Origin of the sequence: Streptomyces sp. NRRL S-350, assembly GCF_000719705.1 — a bacterium.
Lineage (GTDB): Bacteria > Actinomycetota > Actinomycetes > Streptomycetales > Streptomycetaceae > Kitasatospora.
Window position 1 is genome coordinate 85,381 of record NZ_JOHO01000014.1, and the last position, 18,444, is coordinate 103,824.

General features: G+C 72.6%; 10 protein-coding genes. 7 read left to right on the plus strand and 3 right to left on the minus strand.

What is annotated here, in order from left to right:
- Positions 1–302: 302 nt before the first annotated feature.
- From IF30_RS0116380 to IF30_RS0116395, 4 genes are all read left to right on the plus strand, one after another.
- The gene (locus tag IF30_RS0116380; protein ID WP_030238215.1) at positions 303–2,102 is read left to right on the plus strand and encodes an alpha/beta fold hydrolase; all 1,800 of its coding nucleotides are present in this window, start codon (positions 303–305) and stop codon (positions 2,100–2,102) included.
- A gap of 650 nt (positions 2,103–2,752) precedes the next feature.
- Positions 2,753–3,769: a ScbA/BarX family gamma-butyrolactone biosynthesis protein gene (locus IF30_RS0116385; protein ID WP_030238218.1), complete on the plus strand. Its 1,017-nt coding sequence runs from the start codon at positions 2,753–2,755 to the stop codon at positions 3,767–3,769.
- A gap of 300 nt (positions 3,770–4,069) precedes the next feature.
- Positions 4,070–4,726 (plus strand): HAD family hydrolase, encoded by a 657-nt coding sequence (locus IF30_RS0116390; RefSeq protein ID WP_037900148.1) that lies wholly within the window; start codon positions 4,070–4,072, stop codon positions 4,724–4,726.
- 223 nt (positions 4,727–4,949) lie between these two features.
- Positions 4,950–6,158 (plus strand): cytochrome P450, encoded by a 1,209-nt coding sequence (locus IF30_RS0116395; protein WP_030238225.1) that lies wholly within the window; start codon positions 4,950–4,952, stop codon positions 6,156–6,158.
- Positions 6,159–6,426: 268 nt separating this feature from the next.
- Here the strand turns inward: IF30_RS0116395 and IF30_RS0116400 are convergent, their stop codons facing one another.
- Entirely contained in the window at positions 6,427–7,917 is a 1,491-nt protein-coding gene (locus IF30_RS0116400) for an FAD-dependent monooxygenase (protein ID WP_030238228.1), read from the minus strand.
- Between the two features lie 633 nt (positions 7,918–8,550).
- The gene (locus IF30_RS0116405; RefSeq protein WP_051710404.1) at positions 8,551–10,113 is read right to left on the minus strand and encodes an MFS transporter; all 1,563 of its coding nucleotides are present in this window, start codon (positions 10,111–10,113) and stop codon (positions 8,551–8,553) included.
- A gap of 127 nt (positions 10,114–10,240) precedes the next feature.
- Here IF30_RS0116405 and IF30_RS0116410 point away from each other — a divergent pair, with 127 nt between their 5' ends.
- Positions 10,241–10,552 carry an ArsR/SmtB family transcription factor gene (locus tag IF30_RS0116410; RefSeq protein WP_030238233.1) on the plus strand — a complete coding sequence of 104 codons (312 nt, stop codon included), beginning with the start codon at positions 10,241–10,243 and terminating at the stop codon, positions 10,550–10,552.
- 111 nt (positions 10,553–10,663) lie between these two features.
- On the plus strand, positions 10,664–10,900 hold the full coding sequence (locus IF30_RS0116415; RefSeq protein ID WP_051710406.1) for a helix-turn-helix domain-containing protein: 237 nt from the start codon (positions 10,664–10,666) through the stop codon (positions 10,898–10,900).
- A 150-nt stretch (positions 10,901–11,050) separates the two neighbouring features.
- On the opposite strand, the gene IF30_RS49350 is transcribed toward IF30_RS0116415, so the two are convergent.
- On the minus strand, positions 11,051–14,293 hold the full coding sequence (locus tag IF30_RS49350; RefSeq protein ID WP_063752651.1) for a putative bifunctional diguanylate cyclase/phosphodiesterase: 3,243 nt from the start codon (positions 14,291–14,293) through the stop codon (positions 11,051–11,053).
- Positions 14,294–14,580: 287 nt separating this feature from the next.
- Between IF30_RS49350 and IF30_RS0116425 the strand changes: the two genes are divergently transcribed.
- Positions 14,581–18,291 carry an amino acid adenylation domain-containing protein gene (locus IF30_RS0116425; RefSeq protein ID WP_267884540.1) on the plus strand — a complete coding sequence of 1,237 codons (3,711 nt, stop codon included), beginning with the start codon at positions 14,581–14,583 and terminating at the stop codon, positions 18,289–18,291.
- Positions 18,292–18,444 lie beyond the last annotated feature (153 nt).

The following is an 18,444-nucleotide window of genomic DNA, read 5'->3' on the forward strand; positions in this document are numbered from 1 at the left end:
GGGGTTGCCCGGAGCCGATCCACGGGGCCGCCCGACCGCCCCCGGCCCCCGCAGCAGGTGCGTGTGGCACCGGCCGTTTGACTGGAAGCGCGTTGGTTCGCGCGTTCGTTCGCGCATTCATTCGTTCGTTCGCGGTCGTTCGCGTGTCCGCATCGGAGGCTTCGATAACACAGGCCGGGGCCCGGCGGACGGCGCTGTCCGTATCGTCGCTCGTAGGAATGAAGCTGATGCCATGTCAGTTTCCGTCGGCCCCTGGTGGCCAAGACCGCCTTCGGTATCCGTTCGCGAGAAGGTGGTTCCGCATGACCGACCAGACCCCGTCGATCTCTGACGCGACTCTCACCGACATTGCCACCAACGGCATTTGGGGTGACGGCCTCACCATCAATCCGGCAGCCGTAGAGGTCGCGCAGGCGCTGCTGGCGGCCCTGCGGGGTGAGGCGGGCGTCTCGCTTCCGCCGGAGCTGCGGGAGCTGGTGGACGGTGTCCGGCAGGCCGCCACGATCGACCTGCCCCGGATCACCGCACCGGACGGCGTCGGCCTGTCGGCGCTCACGATCAAGCTGAACGACGGCGGCCCGCACCCGGTGGTGATCGTGCCCGCGGGCTGGAACCCGTTCGGCTGGCTTCCGTTCCTCTTCGCCTACCTCACACTCGCGCGGCGCGGCTACCACGTGCTGGCCTACTCTCCGCGCGGCATCGGCATCGCCGGGTGGGCGGCCACCTCCGAGGGCTTCATCGACGTCGCCGGGCCCAAGGACTGGGCCGACGGCTCGGCGGTCATCGACTTCGCGCAGGAACACTTCGGACCGTCGCGCGTCGGCTTCCTGGGTGAGTCGTACGGGTCCGGGATCAGCCAGCTCGTCGCGGCGCACGACCCTGGCGCCCGGGTCTCCGCCGTCGTCGCGCTGAGCACCTGGGGCAACCTGGCCACCAGCCTGTTCCACAACGACACCCGGCACCTGGCGGCCGTCCAGGCGCTGATCGGCTTCACCGGCGGCCCGCTGGAGGAGAAGTTCGACGAGGCCACGCAGCAGCTCCTGAAGGACTTCCTCAGCGGGGAGAGGCTGCATGAGGTAGTCGCATGGGGTACCGAGCGCTCGCCGCAGTCCTACACGGACGCCACCAACGAGCGGGGCATCCCGACCTTCATCTCGAACACCTGGCACGAGACGCTGTTCCCGGTCGGCTCGGTGGTCGACACGTTCAAGCAGCTCACCGTGCCGAAGCGGCTGAACATGTGGATCGGTGACCACGGCGCCCCCGAGGGCCCGGGCCTGGCCGGCCTGGTCGGTGGCGTGCCGTTCCCCGGGTTGGCGGTGCCGATCCGGGAGGCCTTCGACTGGCTGGACCACCACCTGCTCGGTGTGGACAACGACGTGCCGACCTGGCCGGAGGTGAACAACCAGTCCATGTTCACCTACCGGACCCTCCCCATCCCCGGCGGCACCCGGCTGATCACCGTCCCGGCCCGCCGTGAACCGAGCCCGACGTGGGACGACGTCACCGCCGCCGGCGAGCTCTGGCACCTCACCGGCACCGGCGGCAGCGGTGACGGGGCGCTCGTCGAGAAGCCGACCACGGGGTGGTCGCGGGACTTCACCGCCGGCAACCCGACCGAGGCCGTCGCGGTGGACGCCCTCATGAAGACCGGGCAGCAGGAGTGGTTCGGCAACCCGAAGGTGTACGACCTGGCGAAGTTCGACCGCGCACAACTGCTGGTCTGGTCGACCGACCCGCTGACCGGGCAGGACGGCGAAGTGGCCCGCCGGATCCGTGGCGCCGCGACCGTCCGGTTCACCGTGCGCAGCACCGCGGACGCCACCACGCTGGTGGCCTACCTGTTCGACGTCGCCCCGGACGGCGCCACGCGGATCATCACCCACGAGCCGTACACCGCGACCGATCTGACGCCCAACGTCAACAGCACCGTCGGCTGGGAGCTGCAGACCGTCGCCTACGACCTGCCGGCCGGGCACCGCCTCGCCCTGGTCGTGAACAGCAGGGATCCGCTGTACTCCTTCGCGAGCGTGGACGGCAGCACCACGACGATCGGTTCGCAGAACGGCAGCGAGGCGAGCCTGGAGCTGCCGCTGGGCTGACCCCGGGTTCGGCCGCCGGTGTGCGGAACGGCACGTCGCCACGTGGCGTTCCGCACACGGTCGTTGCCACGCGCGGCCGGTTTCGTCAGGCCGCGAGCAGTTCGTGCAGGCGCTCGGCTGGGGTCTCCCAGCCGAGCGTTCTGCGTGGGCGGCCGTGACACCCACCGTCGCCACGTGCGGGAGGCGATCCCGACGATCCGACGCGCTTCCTCGTTCCTCAGGGCTCCTGGGGCCTTGCTGTACGAGTCGGCGGTGCGCACGCCGTTCGTCCCCCGGCGGCCCGTGCCCGACGCCTCGTGTCCGGCGCCCCGTGTCCGGCGCCCTGTGACCGGCGCCCTGTGACCGGCGCCCGGCGCCCCGGTTCACGGAGCGCTCCCGGGCCGCGGAGTCCAACGCTCACTCCTTGGGCTGGGGTGTTGCGGCGCCCGCTCGAACCCGGGCGTTGCGGCGGGCCGTTGGCGCACCGGCGGCCGTGGCCTGCTGACCTGGGCAATCCACGGCAACACGGCCCACACGGGGTGTTAACACACCTGTTTACGTCCACGTGGCCTACGCCACAGTAACCTCAGTGCGAACAGAGGTACGATCACGCTCGCACCTCCGATCGGAGGGGTACCTACATGCAGGAGCCCAAAGGGGGAAGCTCAGTCATGTCCGCAATCCTGGACGGTACTCTCACCTACTCGAACACCGTCCCGCGTGCCACCGTCCACCGGGCCGCCATCTGCGAGGTCTTCCTCACGGACTCGGCCCGCGTGGCCGAGGGCGAGTACCTCATCGCCGCGCAGCTGCCGCGGGTGCACAGCTACTACAGCGACAACGTCACCGCGCCCGCCGCCTACGACCCGCTGCTGCTGGTCGAGGTCTTCCGTCAGGCCTCCATCTACGCCGCGCACACGTTCCTCGAGGCGCCGCTGGACAACAAGTTCATCTTCGTCGGCGGGGAACTCGTCATCACCGACCCGGAGGCGCTGCGGATCGGCCCGCGCCCCGGCCACGCCGTGATCCGGGCCCACCAGGCCGGCCTCAAGCACCGCGACGGCGTCGTCACCGGCAGCACCCTCGACCTGGTCCTCTCGGTGGACGGCAACGAGGCCGCCACCATGCGCACCGTCTGCCAGTGGATGCCGGGCGCGGCCTGGGAGCGGATGCGCGACAGGGGTCGTGCCGCCCTCACGCTGACCCCGGCCCGTCCGCACCACACCGGCCGCCGGGTGCCGGCGATCTCCGTCGGCCGTGCCTCGGGGCAGAACGTCGTGCTGGCGGGCGTCGAGGTGGGGGACCACGAGCTGCGGGCGCAGGTCGTCGTGGACCAGGGCAACCCTGCGCTGTTCGACCACCCGCTGGACCACATCCCGGGGGCGCTGATCTTCGAGGGGTTCCGGCAGTCCGCGATGTACGCCGCGCAGGAGCTGTTCGGGCTCTCGCCGCGCAGCCTCCTCCTCGCCCGGGTGGAGACGGACTTCACCCGCTTCGGCGAGTTCGAGCTGCCGACGGACTGCGTCGTGCGGGTCGTGGAGTCGCCGGCGGCGGACACCGTCGCGTTCGAGATCGCCATGGTGCAGGAGGACGAGCAGATCGCCCGGGCCCGGGTGCACCTGACCCGTACGAGCCCGATCACCGGGGCCCTGGAGAACCGTTTCTCCTATGCCGCGGCGAGCGTCTGAGGCCACTACGGCTGAGCGCCACGGCCAAGAGTGCAAGGGCTCAGAGCCGATGGCTCATGGCTCCTGGCCCATGGCTCATGGCTCATACCTCATGACCCATGGCCCGGAGTCCACGGCCCAGGGCCGGAGTCCAGGGCCCAGCGCCTACGGCCGAGCGCACCACCGAGCGGCGTCACAGCCGAGCGCACCACTGAGCGCACCACCGAGGCCAGCGCAAGGAGCATCACCGAGCGTTCCGCGGAGCGCGTCAGTGAGTGTGTCGCCGGGCGCCCCCACCGAGCACCGCAAGGAGCCGCTGCAATGACCAAGCCCATGATCTGGTTCGACTTCGGCGGCGTGCTCTCGCCGCCGCTGGACGACCTGTTCGACTCGTACCACGCCCGCACCGGCATCACCCCGCGCCAGCTGAAGACCGCCCTCGGCACGGTCGCCGGTGAACTCGGCGTCGAGCCGCTCGCGCCGATCGAACTCGCCATGCTCACCGAAGCCGAGTGGGGTGAGGCCATGGTCCGTGCCCTGCGGGACACGAACCCGGGCATCGACCTGACCCGCGCCCGTTTCGAGCGCTTCGGCGAGCAGTGGTTCGAGGGCGTCAACGCCAACCCGGTGATGACCGCGACCGTACGGCACGCCAAGGAGCACGGCTTCCGGGTCGGCATCCTCAGCAACAACGTCGTGGAATGGGAGCCGTACTGGCAGGCCATCGTGGCCCCCGCCGGCGAGATCGACTGCGTCGTCGACTCGTGCAAGGTCGGGTACCGCAAGCCCGACCCCGAGATCTTCCGGCTCGCCGAGAAGGAGGCGGGGGTGGCGGCGGAGGAATGCGTGCTGATCGACGACCTCCCCGAGAACTGTGTCGCCGCCCGGCGCTGCGGCTGGCGCGCGGTGCACTTCCGCAACAGCGCCCAGGCCGTCCGGGAGCTGACCGGCTTGATCGGGCTGCCCGCGCTCACCTGACCGCTCCTGACCGATCCCGGCCGTAGCCCGCCGTATGGCCGGCCATAACTGCCGTAGCTGACCGCACCCAACCCTCCCGGCCGCACCCGGCTGCACCCGGCCCTCCCGGGCCGCTCTCGGGTGCCGGGCCGACCTGCTCGCCGTCGGTCGCCCCCGACCGTGCGCCGCCGTCCGTCGCCGTGTTCGGCCGCGCTCCCACGCCCCACGTCCAACCGGAGAACGCATGACCACCGTTGTCCCGTCCGCGACCGTCGCCGTCACGGACATTCCGCACCTGGACCCCGTTCCGGCCTTCGTCCCACTGACCGAACCCGGCCCGAACGGCGTGCCACTGATCGAGCTGCCCAGCGGTCACTCCGCCGTCCACCTCACCCGCTACGCCGACGTCCACAAGTTGCTCACCGACCCGGCCTCCGGCCGCACCGAGACCAACGTCGAGGGCGGACCGAGCTTCCTCCCCACGGTGATGCCGAAGGAACTGCTGCTCAACCTGGACGCCCCGCACCACGCCAGAGTGCGTGGCTTCGTCTCCGCCGACTACAGCGCGGCCGGCGTGGAGCGGCTGCGCCCGGTGCTCGACGGAGTCATCGAGGACGGCATCGCGCGGCTGCGCGCGGCCGGCTCCCCGGACCTGTTCGGCGACCTGATCAACCGCGTGCCGATCACCGTCAACTGCCACTTCCTCGGGGTGCCGCTCGACGACGTCGACCACTTCCGGCCGTCCTCCCGGATCGTGCAGATCGCCTCCCACGAGGACGTGCCCGACCTCGTCCAGCACTTCTACCGGGTCTACGGCTACGTGCAGGACCTGGTCACCGGCGCCCGGCCCGTGCTGCCCGGCGGCCTGATCGAGCAGTTCCGGGCCAACCGCGACCGCGTCGAGCCCGCCCTGGACGACGCCGAGTTGACCGGAATCTTCTTCGGGTCGCTGCTCGGCGCGGACCAGAACATCGTGTCAGTGCTCACCAAGTCGCTCTACACCCTGCTCGCCGCCCCGCCGCTGTGGCGTCGGCTCGCCGAGGAACCCGAGATCGCGCCGAGGCTGGCCGAGGAGCTGATCCGCCTGATCCCGCTCGGCACCATCTCCGCCTTCCCGCGCATCGCGGGCCGGGACCTGGAGACCAGCGTCGGCCTGGTACCCGAGGGCAGCGTCGTGTACCCGGACGCCTTCGCCGCCAACCGCGACCCGGAGGTGTTCCCGGACCCGCTGGTCATCGACCCCGACCGGCAACCCGCCAAGCGGCACCTGCAGTTCGGGTACGGGATGCACCACTGCATCGGTGCGGCCCTGGCCCGGATGGAGATCATCTCCGTCCTGACCCGCCTGGCGCAGGAGTTCCCCACGCTGGCGCTGGCCGTCGAGCCCGCGGAGGTGCCGTGGGACACCGGAACGGTGCTTCGGCGGCCGACCTCGCTGCCGGTGCGGTGGTAGTGGTCGCGTAGGGGGCATGCGGGAAGGGCGGGTACGGGGAACCGTACCCGCCCTTCGGGCTTCCTGCTCGGTCGTCCGGTCGTCCGGTCGTCCGGTCGTCCGGTCGTCCGGTCGTCCGGTCGTCCGGTCGTCCGGTCGTCCGGACGCCCGTGGTCGGGTGTCGGGCGTCCGTGGTCGGGGGTCGGGGGTCGGGTGTCCGGGTGTGCCGCGTGGGCTTCCTCCCGGATGGTTTTCCCCGCCCGCGCCGAGGTTCGGTCGTCGTCCGCGCCTACGGTTCTCCGAACCACTCGCGCAGCGTGCCGGCCAGCGGGCCGCCGTCGGAGGCCCAGGCGACGTACCCGTCCGGGCGGACCAGGACGGCGTCCCAAGGGAGCTTGCGCCCGCCGTCTGCCCGGACGATCCGCAGCAGGTGGGACCAGCCCTCGGCCTGCTTGCGGTGCGCCTCCTCGTCGGCGCCCAGCAGGAGCAGCACCGGACGGCCGTCCAACAGCAGGCGGATGACGTCGGTGGGGCCGTCCTCGGTGGTGAGGGGGAGGTTGGGCAGGAAGTGGCCCTCCCACGGGGAACCGTCCGAGGTGCGTGCGGCGTAGACGGTGTCCTGGGCGCTGATCATGTTGCCGAGGTGGGCGTTGGCGCCTTCGACGCCGAGCAGCTCGGAGACCAGGTCGCGCAGTGGGTCCAGGCCCGGATCGGGCCGCATCAGGGCGAGTTGGGCGCGGGTGTTGTCCACCACCCGGCGGGCGGGCGGACGGCGCTCGGTGCCGTAGGTGTCCAGCAGGTCCTTGCCGCCCGTGCCGGCCAGGGTGTGGGCGAGCTTCCAGCTGAGGTTGAGCGCGTCCTGCAGGCCGAGGTTGAGGCCCTGGCCGCCGACCGGGAAGTGCACGTGCGCGGCATCGCCGGCCAGGAAGACCCGGCCCTTGCGGTAGTCGCACACCACGCGCGAGAAGTCGTTGAACTTGGAGAAGAACACCGGGTCGGTCATCGGCACCGGGTGGCCGAGGATGCGCTCGGCCTCGGAGCGGAGTTCGGCGAGCGTGAGCGGGGCGTGGCGGGAAGGGTGGGGGCCGCGGAAGTCGATGGTGAAGAACCGGCTGTGCCCGTACGGGTTGACGCCCGCGATGGTCCAGCCGCGGGGGGTGCGGTTCCAGCCGGAGGGCACCCGGTAGGGGTCGGAGAGCCGGACCAGGCCGAGCAGGGCGGAGACGGTCGCGGGGTGGGTCTCGGAGGCGAAGCCCAGCAGGTCGCGCACGGCGCTGCGGGCGCCGTCCGCACCGACGACGTACTCGGCGGTGAACTGCCGGACCCCGTCCGGGCCCTCGGCCGTGACCTCGACGGCGTCGGGGCCCTGGACGAGGTCGGTGACGGTGTGGCCGCGCAGGACGGTGACGCCGCGGGCCCGGGCCCGGATCTCGAAGTCCCGTTCCAGGTCGGCCTGGGAACGTCCGTAGATGGGGGCGGGCTCGGTGCCCGGGGCGGTGATGACCAGGCCGGGCATGCCGGCGAAGTGGAAGGCGTCGGCGTTCTGGCGGGAGAGGCCGTCGGCGGCGGCCGGGTGGGCGCGCAGGTGGCCGCGGCGGGCCAGGCCTTGGACGGTACGGGCGTGCAGGGTGCCGGCCTTGGGCTGGTCGACGGTCTCCGGGTTGGTCTCCAGGACGACGGTCGCGACGCCGTGGTGGCCCAGTTCGGCGGCGACGAGCATGCCCACGGGGCCGCCCCCGACGATGACGACTTGGGCGCGGGTGGTGCTGGCGGGGGTCATGGTTCGGGGGTCCTTTCAGGGTGGGATGCCGGGGGAGATGAGCGGCGCTCATGAGCTGGCCTCATGCGTGGTGGTCATGGGTGCGTCTCATGCGTGGCCTTCATGGCGGCCGGCATGAGCTCGGTTCATGTGCGGCGCTCATGAGCTGGGTTCATGTGCGCGGGCGACATGAACTGCGCTCATGGGGTGCCGCATGAGCGACGCTCATGGGCACGGCTCGTAAAACAGCGAACGCATGGCCTGTCAGAGGCAGCGTCCGTCAGGCAGTCCATGAGCAGAACTCATGAGGAGCGGGGGAGAGCGCGACATGAGCCACGTTCATGCGCCGCAGCCACGAGCGACCCCCGGTGAGCCGGACCCATGAGCGTTGCTCATGGCCGCGTCCATGCCCCCGCGACCATGCCCCCCGCGACCATGCCCCGCGTCCACGATCCCGTGCGTCCATGAGTCGGGCGCATGTCGGTGTGGAGCACGGCCTGTCCGGCGCATGGGTGAGGGCCCGGCGCCGCTCGGGGGTTGCGGCGCCGGGCCCGGTCTCGGGGGGTGCGGGAGGGCGACCCGGGGGTAGCCGCCCTCCCGCGTCTCGGAACGGCGCTGCGGCCGTTGGCTCTTACGGGCGGTCGGGGCGGTGGATCAGGCTTCGGCCTTCCGGCCGCCGCCGCGCAGCATGGCCGCGATCACGACGATCAGCACCACGCCGACGGCCGCGAGGCCCCACAGGACGGAGTGGAAGGCGGAGTCGTAGGCGTTGGCGAGGAAGTCCACGAAGCCCTTGCGGTCGGTGGCGCCGGACAGGTCGGCCGCTCCGGCGAGGTCACCCCCGGCGGCCTGGTCGGCGACCTTGTCGGCCTGCGAGGCGCCCTCGTGGGCGCCGATGCCGTCGGTGATCCGGGTGCCCAGCACGGTGGCCAGCGCGGAGCCGTACACCGCGACGGCGACGGCCTCGCTGCCCAGGCGCAGCGTGTTGAGGAAGCCGGCCGCCATGCCGGCCTTGGCCGGGTCGACCAGTTCCAGTGCCTGGCCGTCGACCAGGCCGGCCGAGAGGCCCATGCCGGCGCCGGTGATCAGCATCGGCGCTGCGAGGACCAGGACGGTGACGGAGGGCGAGAGCAGGGTGAGGGCGATGTCGCCGACGACCAGGCAGACCAGGCTGACGTAGATCAGGGTGAGCGCCGGCACGCCGCGGGTGACCAGCTTGGCGGCGAGCATCGGGAAGACCAGTACCGGGGCGGTGAGCAGGAGCATCAGCAGGCCTGCGGCGCCGGTGTCGCGTCCGGTGACGGCGGTCAGGTAGCTCGGCAGGTAGGTGAGCATGGTGACGAAGCCGAAGGAGGCGGCGACGGGCACGAGGCAGAGGCCGACGAAGCGGCGGTTGCGCAGCACGCTGAGGTCCAGCATGGGGTGCGCACTGCGGTTCTCGACGGCGGCGAAGACGGCCAGTACGACGACCGCGCCGACGAACAGGCCGATCACGCCCGGGCTGCCCCAGCCCCACTGGGAGCCCTGCACGATGGCGGTGGTGAGCAGCACCATGGCGACGACGAACAGCGCGCTGCCGGGGACGTCGATCCGTCCGCCGCTGCCGGCGTCGGAGGGCATCGCGCGGGAGATCGCGGGCACTGCGAGCAGTACGGCGGCGAGGGCGACGGCGTGCACCGCGAACACCCAGCGCCAGCCGAGGCCCTGTACCAGCACGCCGGCCAGGGACGGGCCGATGGCGACGCCGATGCCGGCGATGGTGCCGAACATGGCGAAGGCCTTGGCGCGGGCCGGGCCGTCGAAGACCGTGGAGACGATGGCCGCGCCGCAGGAGAAGATCGCGGCGCCGCCGATGCCGGTGAGGGCGCGGGCGGCGTCGAGCCAGATGACGTCGGTGGCGACGGCGCTGGCGAGCGAGGCGACGGCGTAGACGGCGACGCCGGCCGCGAAGGCCTTGACCCGGCCTATGACGTCGGCGATCGAGCCCCACACGAGGGTGAAGCAGGCGAAGGCCACGTTGAAGGCGTTGACCACCCACTGGAGCGGGGCGAGGTCGGCGTGGGTGCTGGTGCCGATGTCGGGGAGGGCGACCGCCGTGCCGGAGATGGACATGGGCACGACGAACACCGCGAGGAGGACCGCGGCCAGGGTGAGCGTGCGGCCGGGCTGCTGCCCTTCCGTCACCACCGGCGTGGCAGACGTGGTCTGCGTACTCATGGGGCACAACTCCAGGCTCGGCCCGGCCGCGGAACGGCCAGGTAAGGAATTTTTCGAACCTTAAGGTGCCATGCGGGCGAGGTACGATGCAACCCATACCTGAGGATGCTTTCGGATGGAGGATCCGATGCCCGACCCGGAAGGCCACCCCTCGACCGAGGAAATGGACCTGCGGATGGTCCTGAACGCACTCGCCGACCCGCTGCGCTACGGAGTGATCTCCGCCTTGCTGCGCGAGGCCGAAGGGGCGGCGCGCACCTGCGCCTCCTTCAACCTCCCGGTGTCGAAATCCACGATCACGCACCACTTCCGCGTCCTGCGCGAGGCCGGCCTGGTCCGGCAGGTGGACCGCGGCAACAGTCGCGCGGCCACCCTCCGCCGCGACGACCTCGACCGGCGCTTCCCGGGTCTGCTCGACCTCATCCGCGCCAACCCGTGAGCTCTCCGGGGTGCCAGGGGATGGTCAAGGAACCTTGACCGACCCTTGGCCCTTCGATGTGGTGACGGCATGTCAGGCTGTGCGCCCCCACAGGCTGATGAGGAGACTCCGGTGGACCACGCCCGCCCCCTGATCGAGGACTTCCCCGCGCATCCCGACGGCGACCCCGCCGACACCCTGGCCCGCGCCGTCCGCGCCCGCCGCACCGCCCTCGGTCTGACCATCGCGGACCTCTCCACCCGTTCGGGCCTCCCGGAGGCCCACCTGCGTACCGTCGAGGCCGGCCATGCGATGCCGACCCTCGCCCTGCTCACGGTGCTGTCGCGCGCACTGCGCGTGGACCGGTAGGCGGAAGGCGGGGGAGCGCCGCCCCGCCCCGATCCCCGATCCGGCGCCCCCGTGATCCGGCACCCCCGGCGATCGACCGCCTTTCGATGCGCTGTCCCGCGATGCGCTGCCCCGCGATGCGCCGCCCCCTGATCCTTTGGTCCTTCGGCCTCAGGCCGGTTCGTACGTCGTGCTGCGGACCAGGGTGCGGGCGCGGGGGGAGTCCATGGGGTGGGCGAAGAGGTAGCCCTGGCCGAGGGGGCAGCCCATGGCGGCGAGGAGGTCGCGTTGTTCGGGGTTCTCGATGCCCTCGGCGATGACCTGGACGCCGAGGGTGTCGGCGATGCGGGCGATGCCTTCGACGAGGGCGTACTGCTGGGGTGAGTGGCCGAGGCCGTCGATGAACGACTTGTCGATCTTGAGCAGGGAGATCGGGAACTCCCGCAGGTAGGAGAGCGAGGAGTAGCCGGTGCCGAAGTCGTCGATGGCGATGCCGACGCCGAGGCCGGAGAGGGTGGCCATGTCGGCGTGGATGCGTTCGTCGCGGCGCATCAGGACGGATTCGGTGAGTTCGAGCACGAGGGTGTGCGGGTCGATGCCCGAGGTGGCGAGGGCATGGCGGACGACGTCCACGAAGCCGGCGTCGCGGAACTGGCGGGCGGAGACGTTGACGTTGACCCGCAGCGGTGGCCGGCCGGCCGCGGCGCGGGCGGTCGAGCTGGCGGCGTGCCAGGCGGCGGCTTCCTGGGCGGCGCGTTCCAGGACCCAGGCGCCGAGCGGGACGATCTGGCCGCTCTCCTCGGCGAGGGCGATGAACTCGTCGGGCAGGACCATGCCGCGCCGGTCGTGCGGCCAACGGACCAGGGCCTCGAAGGCGACCAGGTCGCCGGTGCGCAGGTCGACGATCGGCTGGTAGTACAGCTGGAACGCCGATTCCGCGATCGCCGAGTCGAGGTGCTCGTTCAGCTCGTGCCGTTCCACCAGCCCGGCCTGCAGCGCCGGCCGGTAGTGGCACCACTGGCGGCGGCCGGCCGCCTTGGCGGAGTAGAGCGCGAGGTCGGCGTGGGTGAGCAGTTCGGCGGCGTCCACGCTGTCCTCGGTGGTCGCCACCCCGATGCTGGCGCTCACCCGGACCGCGCCCGCCTTGAGCTTGAACGGCTCGGTGAAGACCGCCAGCACGCTCGCCGCGATGGTGTCCACGTCGGCGGGCCGGGCCGCGTCCTCGACCAGCACCGCGAACTCGTCGCCACCGAGCCGGGCGGCGGTGTCGGAGGCGCGCAACGCGGTGGAGATCCGCAGCGAGACGGCGACCAGCAGCTCGTCGCCGATCGCGTGGCCCTGGGTGTCGTTGACCACCTTGAAGTCGTCCAGGTCGATGAAGAGCACGCCGGTGACGGATCCGCTGCGCTGGCCGCGGGAGAGCGCGTGCCCGACCCGGTCCTGGAACAGCACCCGGTTGGCCAGGCCGGTCAGCGAGTCGTGGAAGGCCCGGTGGGTCAGTTCGCGCTCCATCTGGCGCTGCTCGGTGACGTCGCGCAGGGTGAGCACCAGGGCGCCGACGGTCGGGTCGGCGCGCAGGTCGTTGAAGCGGACCTCGGCCTCGATGGGGGTGCGGTCCTGGCGCAGCAGCCGCCAGTGCTCCCGCGGCTGTTCGCGAGGCTGTTCCCGGTTCTCCTCCCGGGTCCGTCCCGGGGTCTGCTCCCGGGTCCGTCCCGGGTTCCCTTCCCGGGGCTGCCGGCCGGGCGGCGGGTCGGCCGGGCCGCGCATCCGGGCCAGTGCCGCACCGACCTCCCGGCTGTCCTCGGGCGGGACGAGATCGGTGAGCAGCGTGCCCTCCAGGTGCGGGTGGCCGAGCACCGACTCGGCGGAGGGGGAGGCGTAGCGGACGGTGTCGTCGGCGTCGAGGATCAGGATGACGTCGCTGGCGTTCTGCACGAGGGTGCGGAAGTACAGCTCGCTGTTGCGGCGGGTGACCTCCCGGCTCAGCACGACCCGTTCGACGGCGAGGGCCGCCTGCCCGGCGAGGATCTCCAGGGAGCTCCAGAGACTGGTCAGCTCCTGCTCGGTGCCCGTGACGATGAGCGCGCCGATCAGCGGGTCGCCGGAGGGCCGTTCGGCGAGGGTGAGCGGGCAGATCAGGGCGAACGGCATGCCGTCGCGGTGCCCGGCCGGTCCGTGGGCGGGCAGGTCGACGGCTTCGGCGGGCAGCAGCCTGGTCTCGCGGAACGCGGCGAGGGCCAGCACCTGGTCGGAGTCGGAGGCGGTGCCCACCCGGTGCTGCCGCGCGGCGCCGTGCTCGGCGTGCCGGACGTGCAGGACGCCCGCTTCGGCGACGGCGAGCAGGGCGACGTGCCCGGGCTCGGCGGGCATCAGGGTGGAGGCGGCGGACTGGACGGCGTCCGCGACCTCCTCCACGGTGACGGCCGCGGTCAGCCGGGCGCCCGCCTCGCGCAGCGCCCGTTCGCGGGCGATGGCCTGTCTGCGGGCGGAGACGACCACCGCCAGCCGGGCGAGGACGAGCAGGTAGAGCAGCGCCGAGAAGGCGCCGATCACGCCCGAGTTGCCGGTGTTGCCGGCCAGCGACTCGATGATCAGGATCGCCGGGGCGATCAGCGAGGCGAGGGTGAGCAGGACGAGCCGGGCGGCGCTGAGGTCCGGCTGCTGGGTGGGGACGGGTCTGGTCAGCTCGACCATCGACGGGTGCAGCGCGGCCGCGCCCCACGCGGTGTAGAAGGCGGCCCAGCCGAGCTCGACGGGCGTGCCGATGCGCCAGGTGCCGTGCAGCTGGATCAGCGCGTACAGCACGTCGGAGACGAGCAGGCCGACGGTGCCGACGGCGAGCAGCTGCAGTGCGCGGGAGTTGCCGCCCCGCGGGGTCAGCAGGCGCAGCAGCAGGGCGAGGACGACGACGTCGCCGAGCGGATAGGCGATCGAGACGGCCTTCTGGAACCAGGTGAGGTCGGGGCTGCGGGTGTACGGGAGGATCAGGTAGATCCAGGCGAGCAGGGCCAGGCCGATGGTGGGGATGAGGGCGTCGAGCAGGCCGGCGCGGTCCTGACGGGCCGTGCGCCAGCGGATGAACCCGAGCACCCCGGCCGCGTACAGCACGTACTCGGCGAGGTAGAAACCGTCCGCGACGGAGGGGAACGGGTTGGCCAGGTGCAGGATGTCCAGTTGGACGGCCTGCACCACCTCGCCCGCGGTGAAGCTCAGATTGGCGAGTGCCAGGAGGTACCAGAAGCGCGCGTGCGCGGGGCGGTTCAGGCGGACGCCGAGCACGATGGCGGCGACGCCGCCGAGGCCGATGCCCGTCCACCAGACGATCCGCTGGCCCGGGTTGGCGTAGTAGATGCCGGTGAACAGCACCATCCAGACGAGGTAACAGGCCATCAGGCGTTGTCGCCGGCGTGTCAACGAGGCTACCTCCTCCGCGACATCACCCCGCCGGTCGGACGGGGGAGTTCGGGCGAGGGCGGGGGCCGGGGGCTCGGGTCTCACCGGGCGGCTCCGGCGGGGGACGAGGCGCGTGGTCGCGCGCGGTGCCCGACGCGGGTCCGCTCCCGGTGGCCCGGGTACGTCTTCGCGCGGGTGTGCGGCGTCCGGTCGGGTAGCGACCGGACGTTCTCGATGTGTCGTGAGTGCGTATAGTCGGAAATGTCGCACTCCCAAGCATTCTGCCGCCACAGCACGAGGTCAAGCCGGTGGACGACGCAGCAGACAGCGCACAGGGCGTACCAACGGATGCGAGGTCCGGGCGTCACGCCGTGGTCCGCAACGGCAACGGTCAGTACGCGCTCTGGCCCGGCGACTTGACCGTGCCCGCCGGATGGCAGCGGGCGTACGGCCCGGCGGAGCGGGACGCCTGCCGGGCGTGGGTGGAACGGGAGTGGCGGCCCACAGGCCTGGGCTTCGCCGGCTCCGAACGCCCCGGGCGGGCGGCGGCCGGGTTCGCGGACACGGTGCACGGACTGTTCCGCACGCGGGCGGCGCACGACCCCGACGCGGTCGCCGTCGTCGCCGAGGATGCCACCCTGAGTTACCGCGAACTCGATCTGCGCAGCGACCGGTTGGCCGCCGCCCTGCGGGCGCACGGGACCGGGCCGGAACGGGTGGTGCCGGTCTGCCTGGAGCGCGGAGCCGCCCTGGTGACGGCCTGGCTTGGTGTGCTCAAGGCGGGCGGGGCCTTCCTGCCGCTGGACCCGGCGCATCCGCAGCGACGGCTGGCCCGGCTGGTCGAGGACTGCGGGGCGCGAGTGGCGGTCACTGACAGTCACGAGTTTCCGGGCGTGACAGCGCTGCGGATGGCCGGTGCGCCGGGGGACGCCCCCTCCGCCGCCGAGTCCGGCGCCGAGTCCGCCGCCGAGTCCGCCGCCGAGTCCGACACCGGCACCGACGCCGACGCCGTGGCTGGTACTGGTCCGGGCACTGGCGCCGACGCGGACGCCGGCCCTGATACCCACGCCGACATCGCCGCCGACGCGGGCCTCGATGCCGGTGCCCACGCGGGCGTCGGGAGAATCCGACTCGATGACGGTGCCGCCCCGGACGATCTCGCGTACCTGATCTACACCTCCGGCACGACCGGCCGTCCCAAGGGCGTCCCGGTCACCCACCGTGCGCTCGTGTTCACCCTCGACCGGATCGTCCACGCGTACCGCCTCGCGCCCGGCGAGCGCGTCCTGCAACTGGCCGCGCTCGGCTCCGACACCGCGCTGGAGCAGGTCTTCGGCGCCCTGCTCGCGGGTGCCACGGTCGTCCTGGGCGGCGGCGGGAGCGCAGGCGGCACTTGGGCCCCCACCGAGCTGGTGCGCCGCCTGCCCGGGCTGGGCCTGGCCGTCGCCGACTTCACCCCCGCCTACGGGCACCACGTCTTCGACCTGCTCCCGCCGGGCGGCCCCGGCCCGGCGGGACTGCGGCTGGTGGTGGTCGGCGGGGACGCCGTGCACGCCGACGACTGCCGCGCCTGCCTGGAGCGGCTGCCCGGCGCTCGGCTGCTCAACGCGTACGGCGTGACGGAAGCGGCCGTCACCTCCCTGCTCTGCGAGGTCACGGCGGAGCTGCTGGAGGACGGCGGCGCGGCCGCCCCGGTGCCGATCGGGCGCCCCCTCCCCGGCGTGCGCGTGCACGTGCTGGACGCGTCGCTGCGGCCGGTCCGGCCCGGCGAGAAGGGGCAGATCCACCTCGGCGGGCCCGGCCTCGCCCGGGGTTACTGGCGCAGCCCCGGCCTGACCGCCGAATCCTTCCTGCCCGATCCGTACGCGCCGCTGCCCGGCGAGCGGATGTACCGCACCGGCGACGCCGGGCGGTGGCGGGACGACGGGCAGCTGGAACTCCTCGGCCGCTTCGACGACCAGGTCAAGGTCCGCGGCCACCGGGTCGACCCGGCGGAGATCGAGGCCGTGCTGGCCGCACACCCGGACGTGCGGCAGGCGCGGGTCGCGGCGGACGCGGAGGCGGCGGACGGCAGTCGGGCGCTCACCGCCTACTACACCCCGGCCGCCGGGGCGCTCGGCGGCGCCGAGGGGATCCGGGCGTTCCTGGCCGAGCGGCTGCCGGACTACCTGGTGCCGGCCGAGTTCGTGGCGCTGGAGGCGATGCCGCTCACGGCGGCGGGCAAGATCGACCGACGGCGGCTGCCGCACGCCCCCGTGCGGGCGGCGGCCCGGGCACCGGAGGAGGGCGCGGCCGGTACCGGAGCCGACGCCGTTCCAGAGGCAGACCAGGCAGAGGCGGCCAGGGCCGGGGCGGCCAGGGCCGGGGCGGCCAGGGCCGGGGGAGCTGCTGCGGCTGGGGCGAGTGCGGTCGCGGGAGACGCGGTCGAATCAGCGGTCGGACAGCTCTGGGCGGAACTCCTGGGCGCCGAGGCCGTGGGCCCGGACGACGACTTCTTCGCACTCGGTGGTACGTCGCTGCTGGCCATGGAGATGCTGGCGCGGGCCAGGATCATGTTCGGCATCGACGTCGGCCGGGTGCGGGCGCTCACCCGGGCGCTGCTGCGCGAGCCCGCGCTGCGGGCCTTCGCCGGGGTGCTGCAGGAGGCCCGCGCGGGCGGCGCGGCGGGCGACGGGCTCGGTGCCGGCTCCGGCTCCGGCTCCCGCTCTGGCTCCGGCTCCGCCGCCGGTCCTGGTGTTGGCTCCAGGGCCGATGCCCATGCCGGGCCCGATGCCGGAGCCGGCACGGGCATCGGCGCGGGCGGCAGGGAGACGGCCGTCGACTGGCTCGCGGAGGCCCGCCTGTCCGAACCCGTCGGACAGTCCTGGAGCCCCGCGCCCTCCCGGGCCGAACCCGCCGAGATCCTGCTCACCGGCGCCACCGGCTTCTGCGGCGCGCACCTGCTGCACACCCTGCTCGCCACCACCCGGGCCCGGATCCACTGCCTGGTGCGGGCGCCCGACGACGAACACGCGCTGGAACGGCTGCGCGCCGCCCAGCAGCGCTTCCTGCGGCACGACCTCGCCGACCGCAGGGTGGTGCCGCTGACGGGTGACCTCACCCGGCCCCGGCTGGGACTCACTGAGCGCCAGTTCGACTGGCTGGCACGGAAACTGGACGCGGTGCACCACCTCGGCGGGCAGGTCAACTTCCTCTACCCGTACCACCAGCTGCGCGACGCCAACGTCGGCGGCACCCGGGAGATCGTCCGGCTCGCCGGGCACAGCCGGGGCGTGCCGGTGCACTACCTCTCCACCCTCGCCGTGCTGGCCGGCTTCGGGGCGGCGGGAATCGACCGAGTCACCGAGCGGACCCGGCTCGCCCACCCCGAACGGATCGGCGTCGGCTACGTCGAGAGCAAGTGGGTGGCCGAGCAACTGCTGCACAACGCGGCCGCCGCCGGACTTCCGGTCACCGTCCTGCGCACCAACGACGTCACCGGGGACCTGTCGAGCGGCGTGATGAACACCGGTACCGAACTGTGCGCACTGATCAAGTACCTGGCGGACAGCGGGACCTGCCCCGACGTCCGGCTGCTGCTGGACTTCGTCCCGGCCGACCGCTTCGCCCGCGCCATCGCGCACATCGCCGCCCACGCGCCCGCCGACGGCGAGGTCTACCACCTCACCTCCCCGCAGCCCGGGGTCCTCGCGGACCTGGCGGACCGGCTGCGGGCGCGCGGCCACCGGATCGACCTCATGCCGTACGGGCCATGGGTGCAGGGCCTGGTCCGGTTCGCCGCGCGGCACCCGACGCACCCGATCGCGCCGTTCGTCCCGCTGTTCGTGGACCGCGCGCCGGGCTCGGAGCTGTCGATCAGCGAGATGTACTTCCGGCCGGCCTTCCCGCTGTTCGACCGGGCCAATGCGGACGCCGCGCTGGCCGGGAGCGGGGTCGAACTGCCGGCGGTCGACGCGGGGCTGATCGACCACTACCTGGCGGGCCTGGAGAGGGAAGGGTTCCTGGAGTCAGCGCGATGACGGCGACGCGCGATGAGCAGGGCTCATGGGCCGCTGCGGCGATGAGCAGGGCTCACGGACCGGTGTGATGAGCGCGGTTCATGGGGACCGGTGGATGAGCAGGTCTCATGAGGAGGCGTGATGAGCAAGTCTCATGGGAGGGGCGCGATGAGG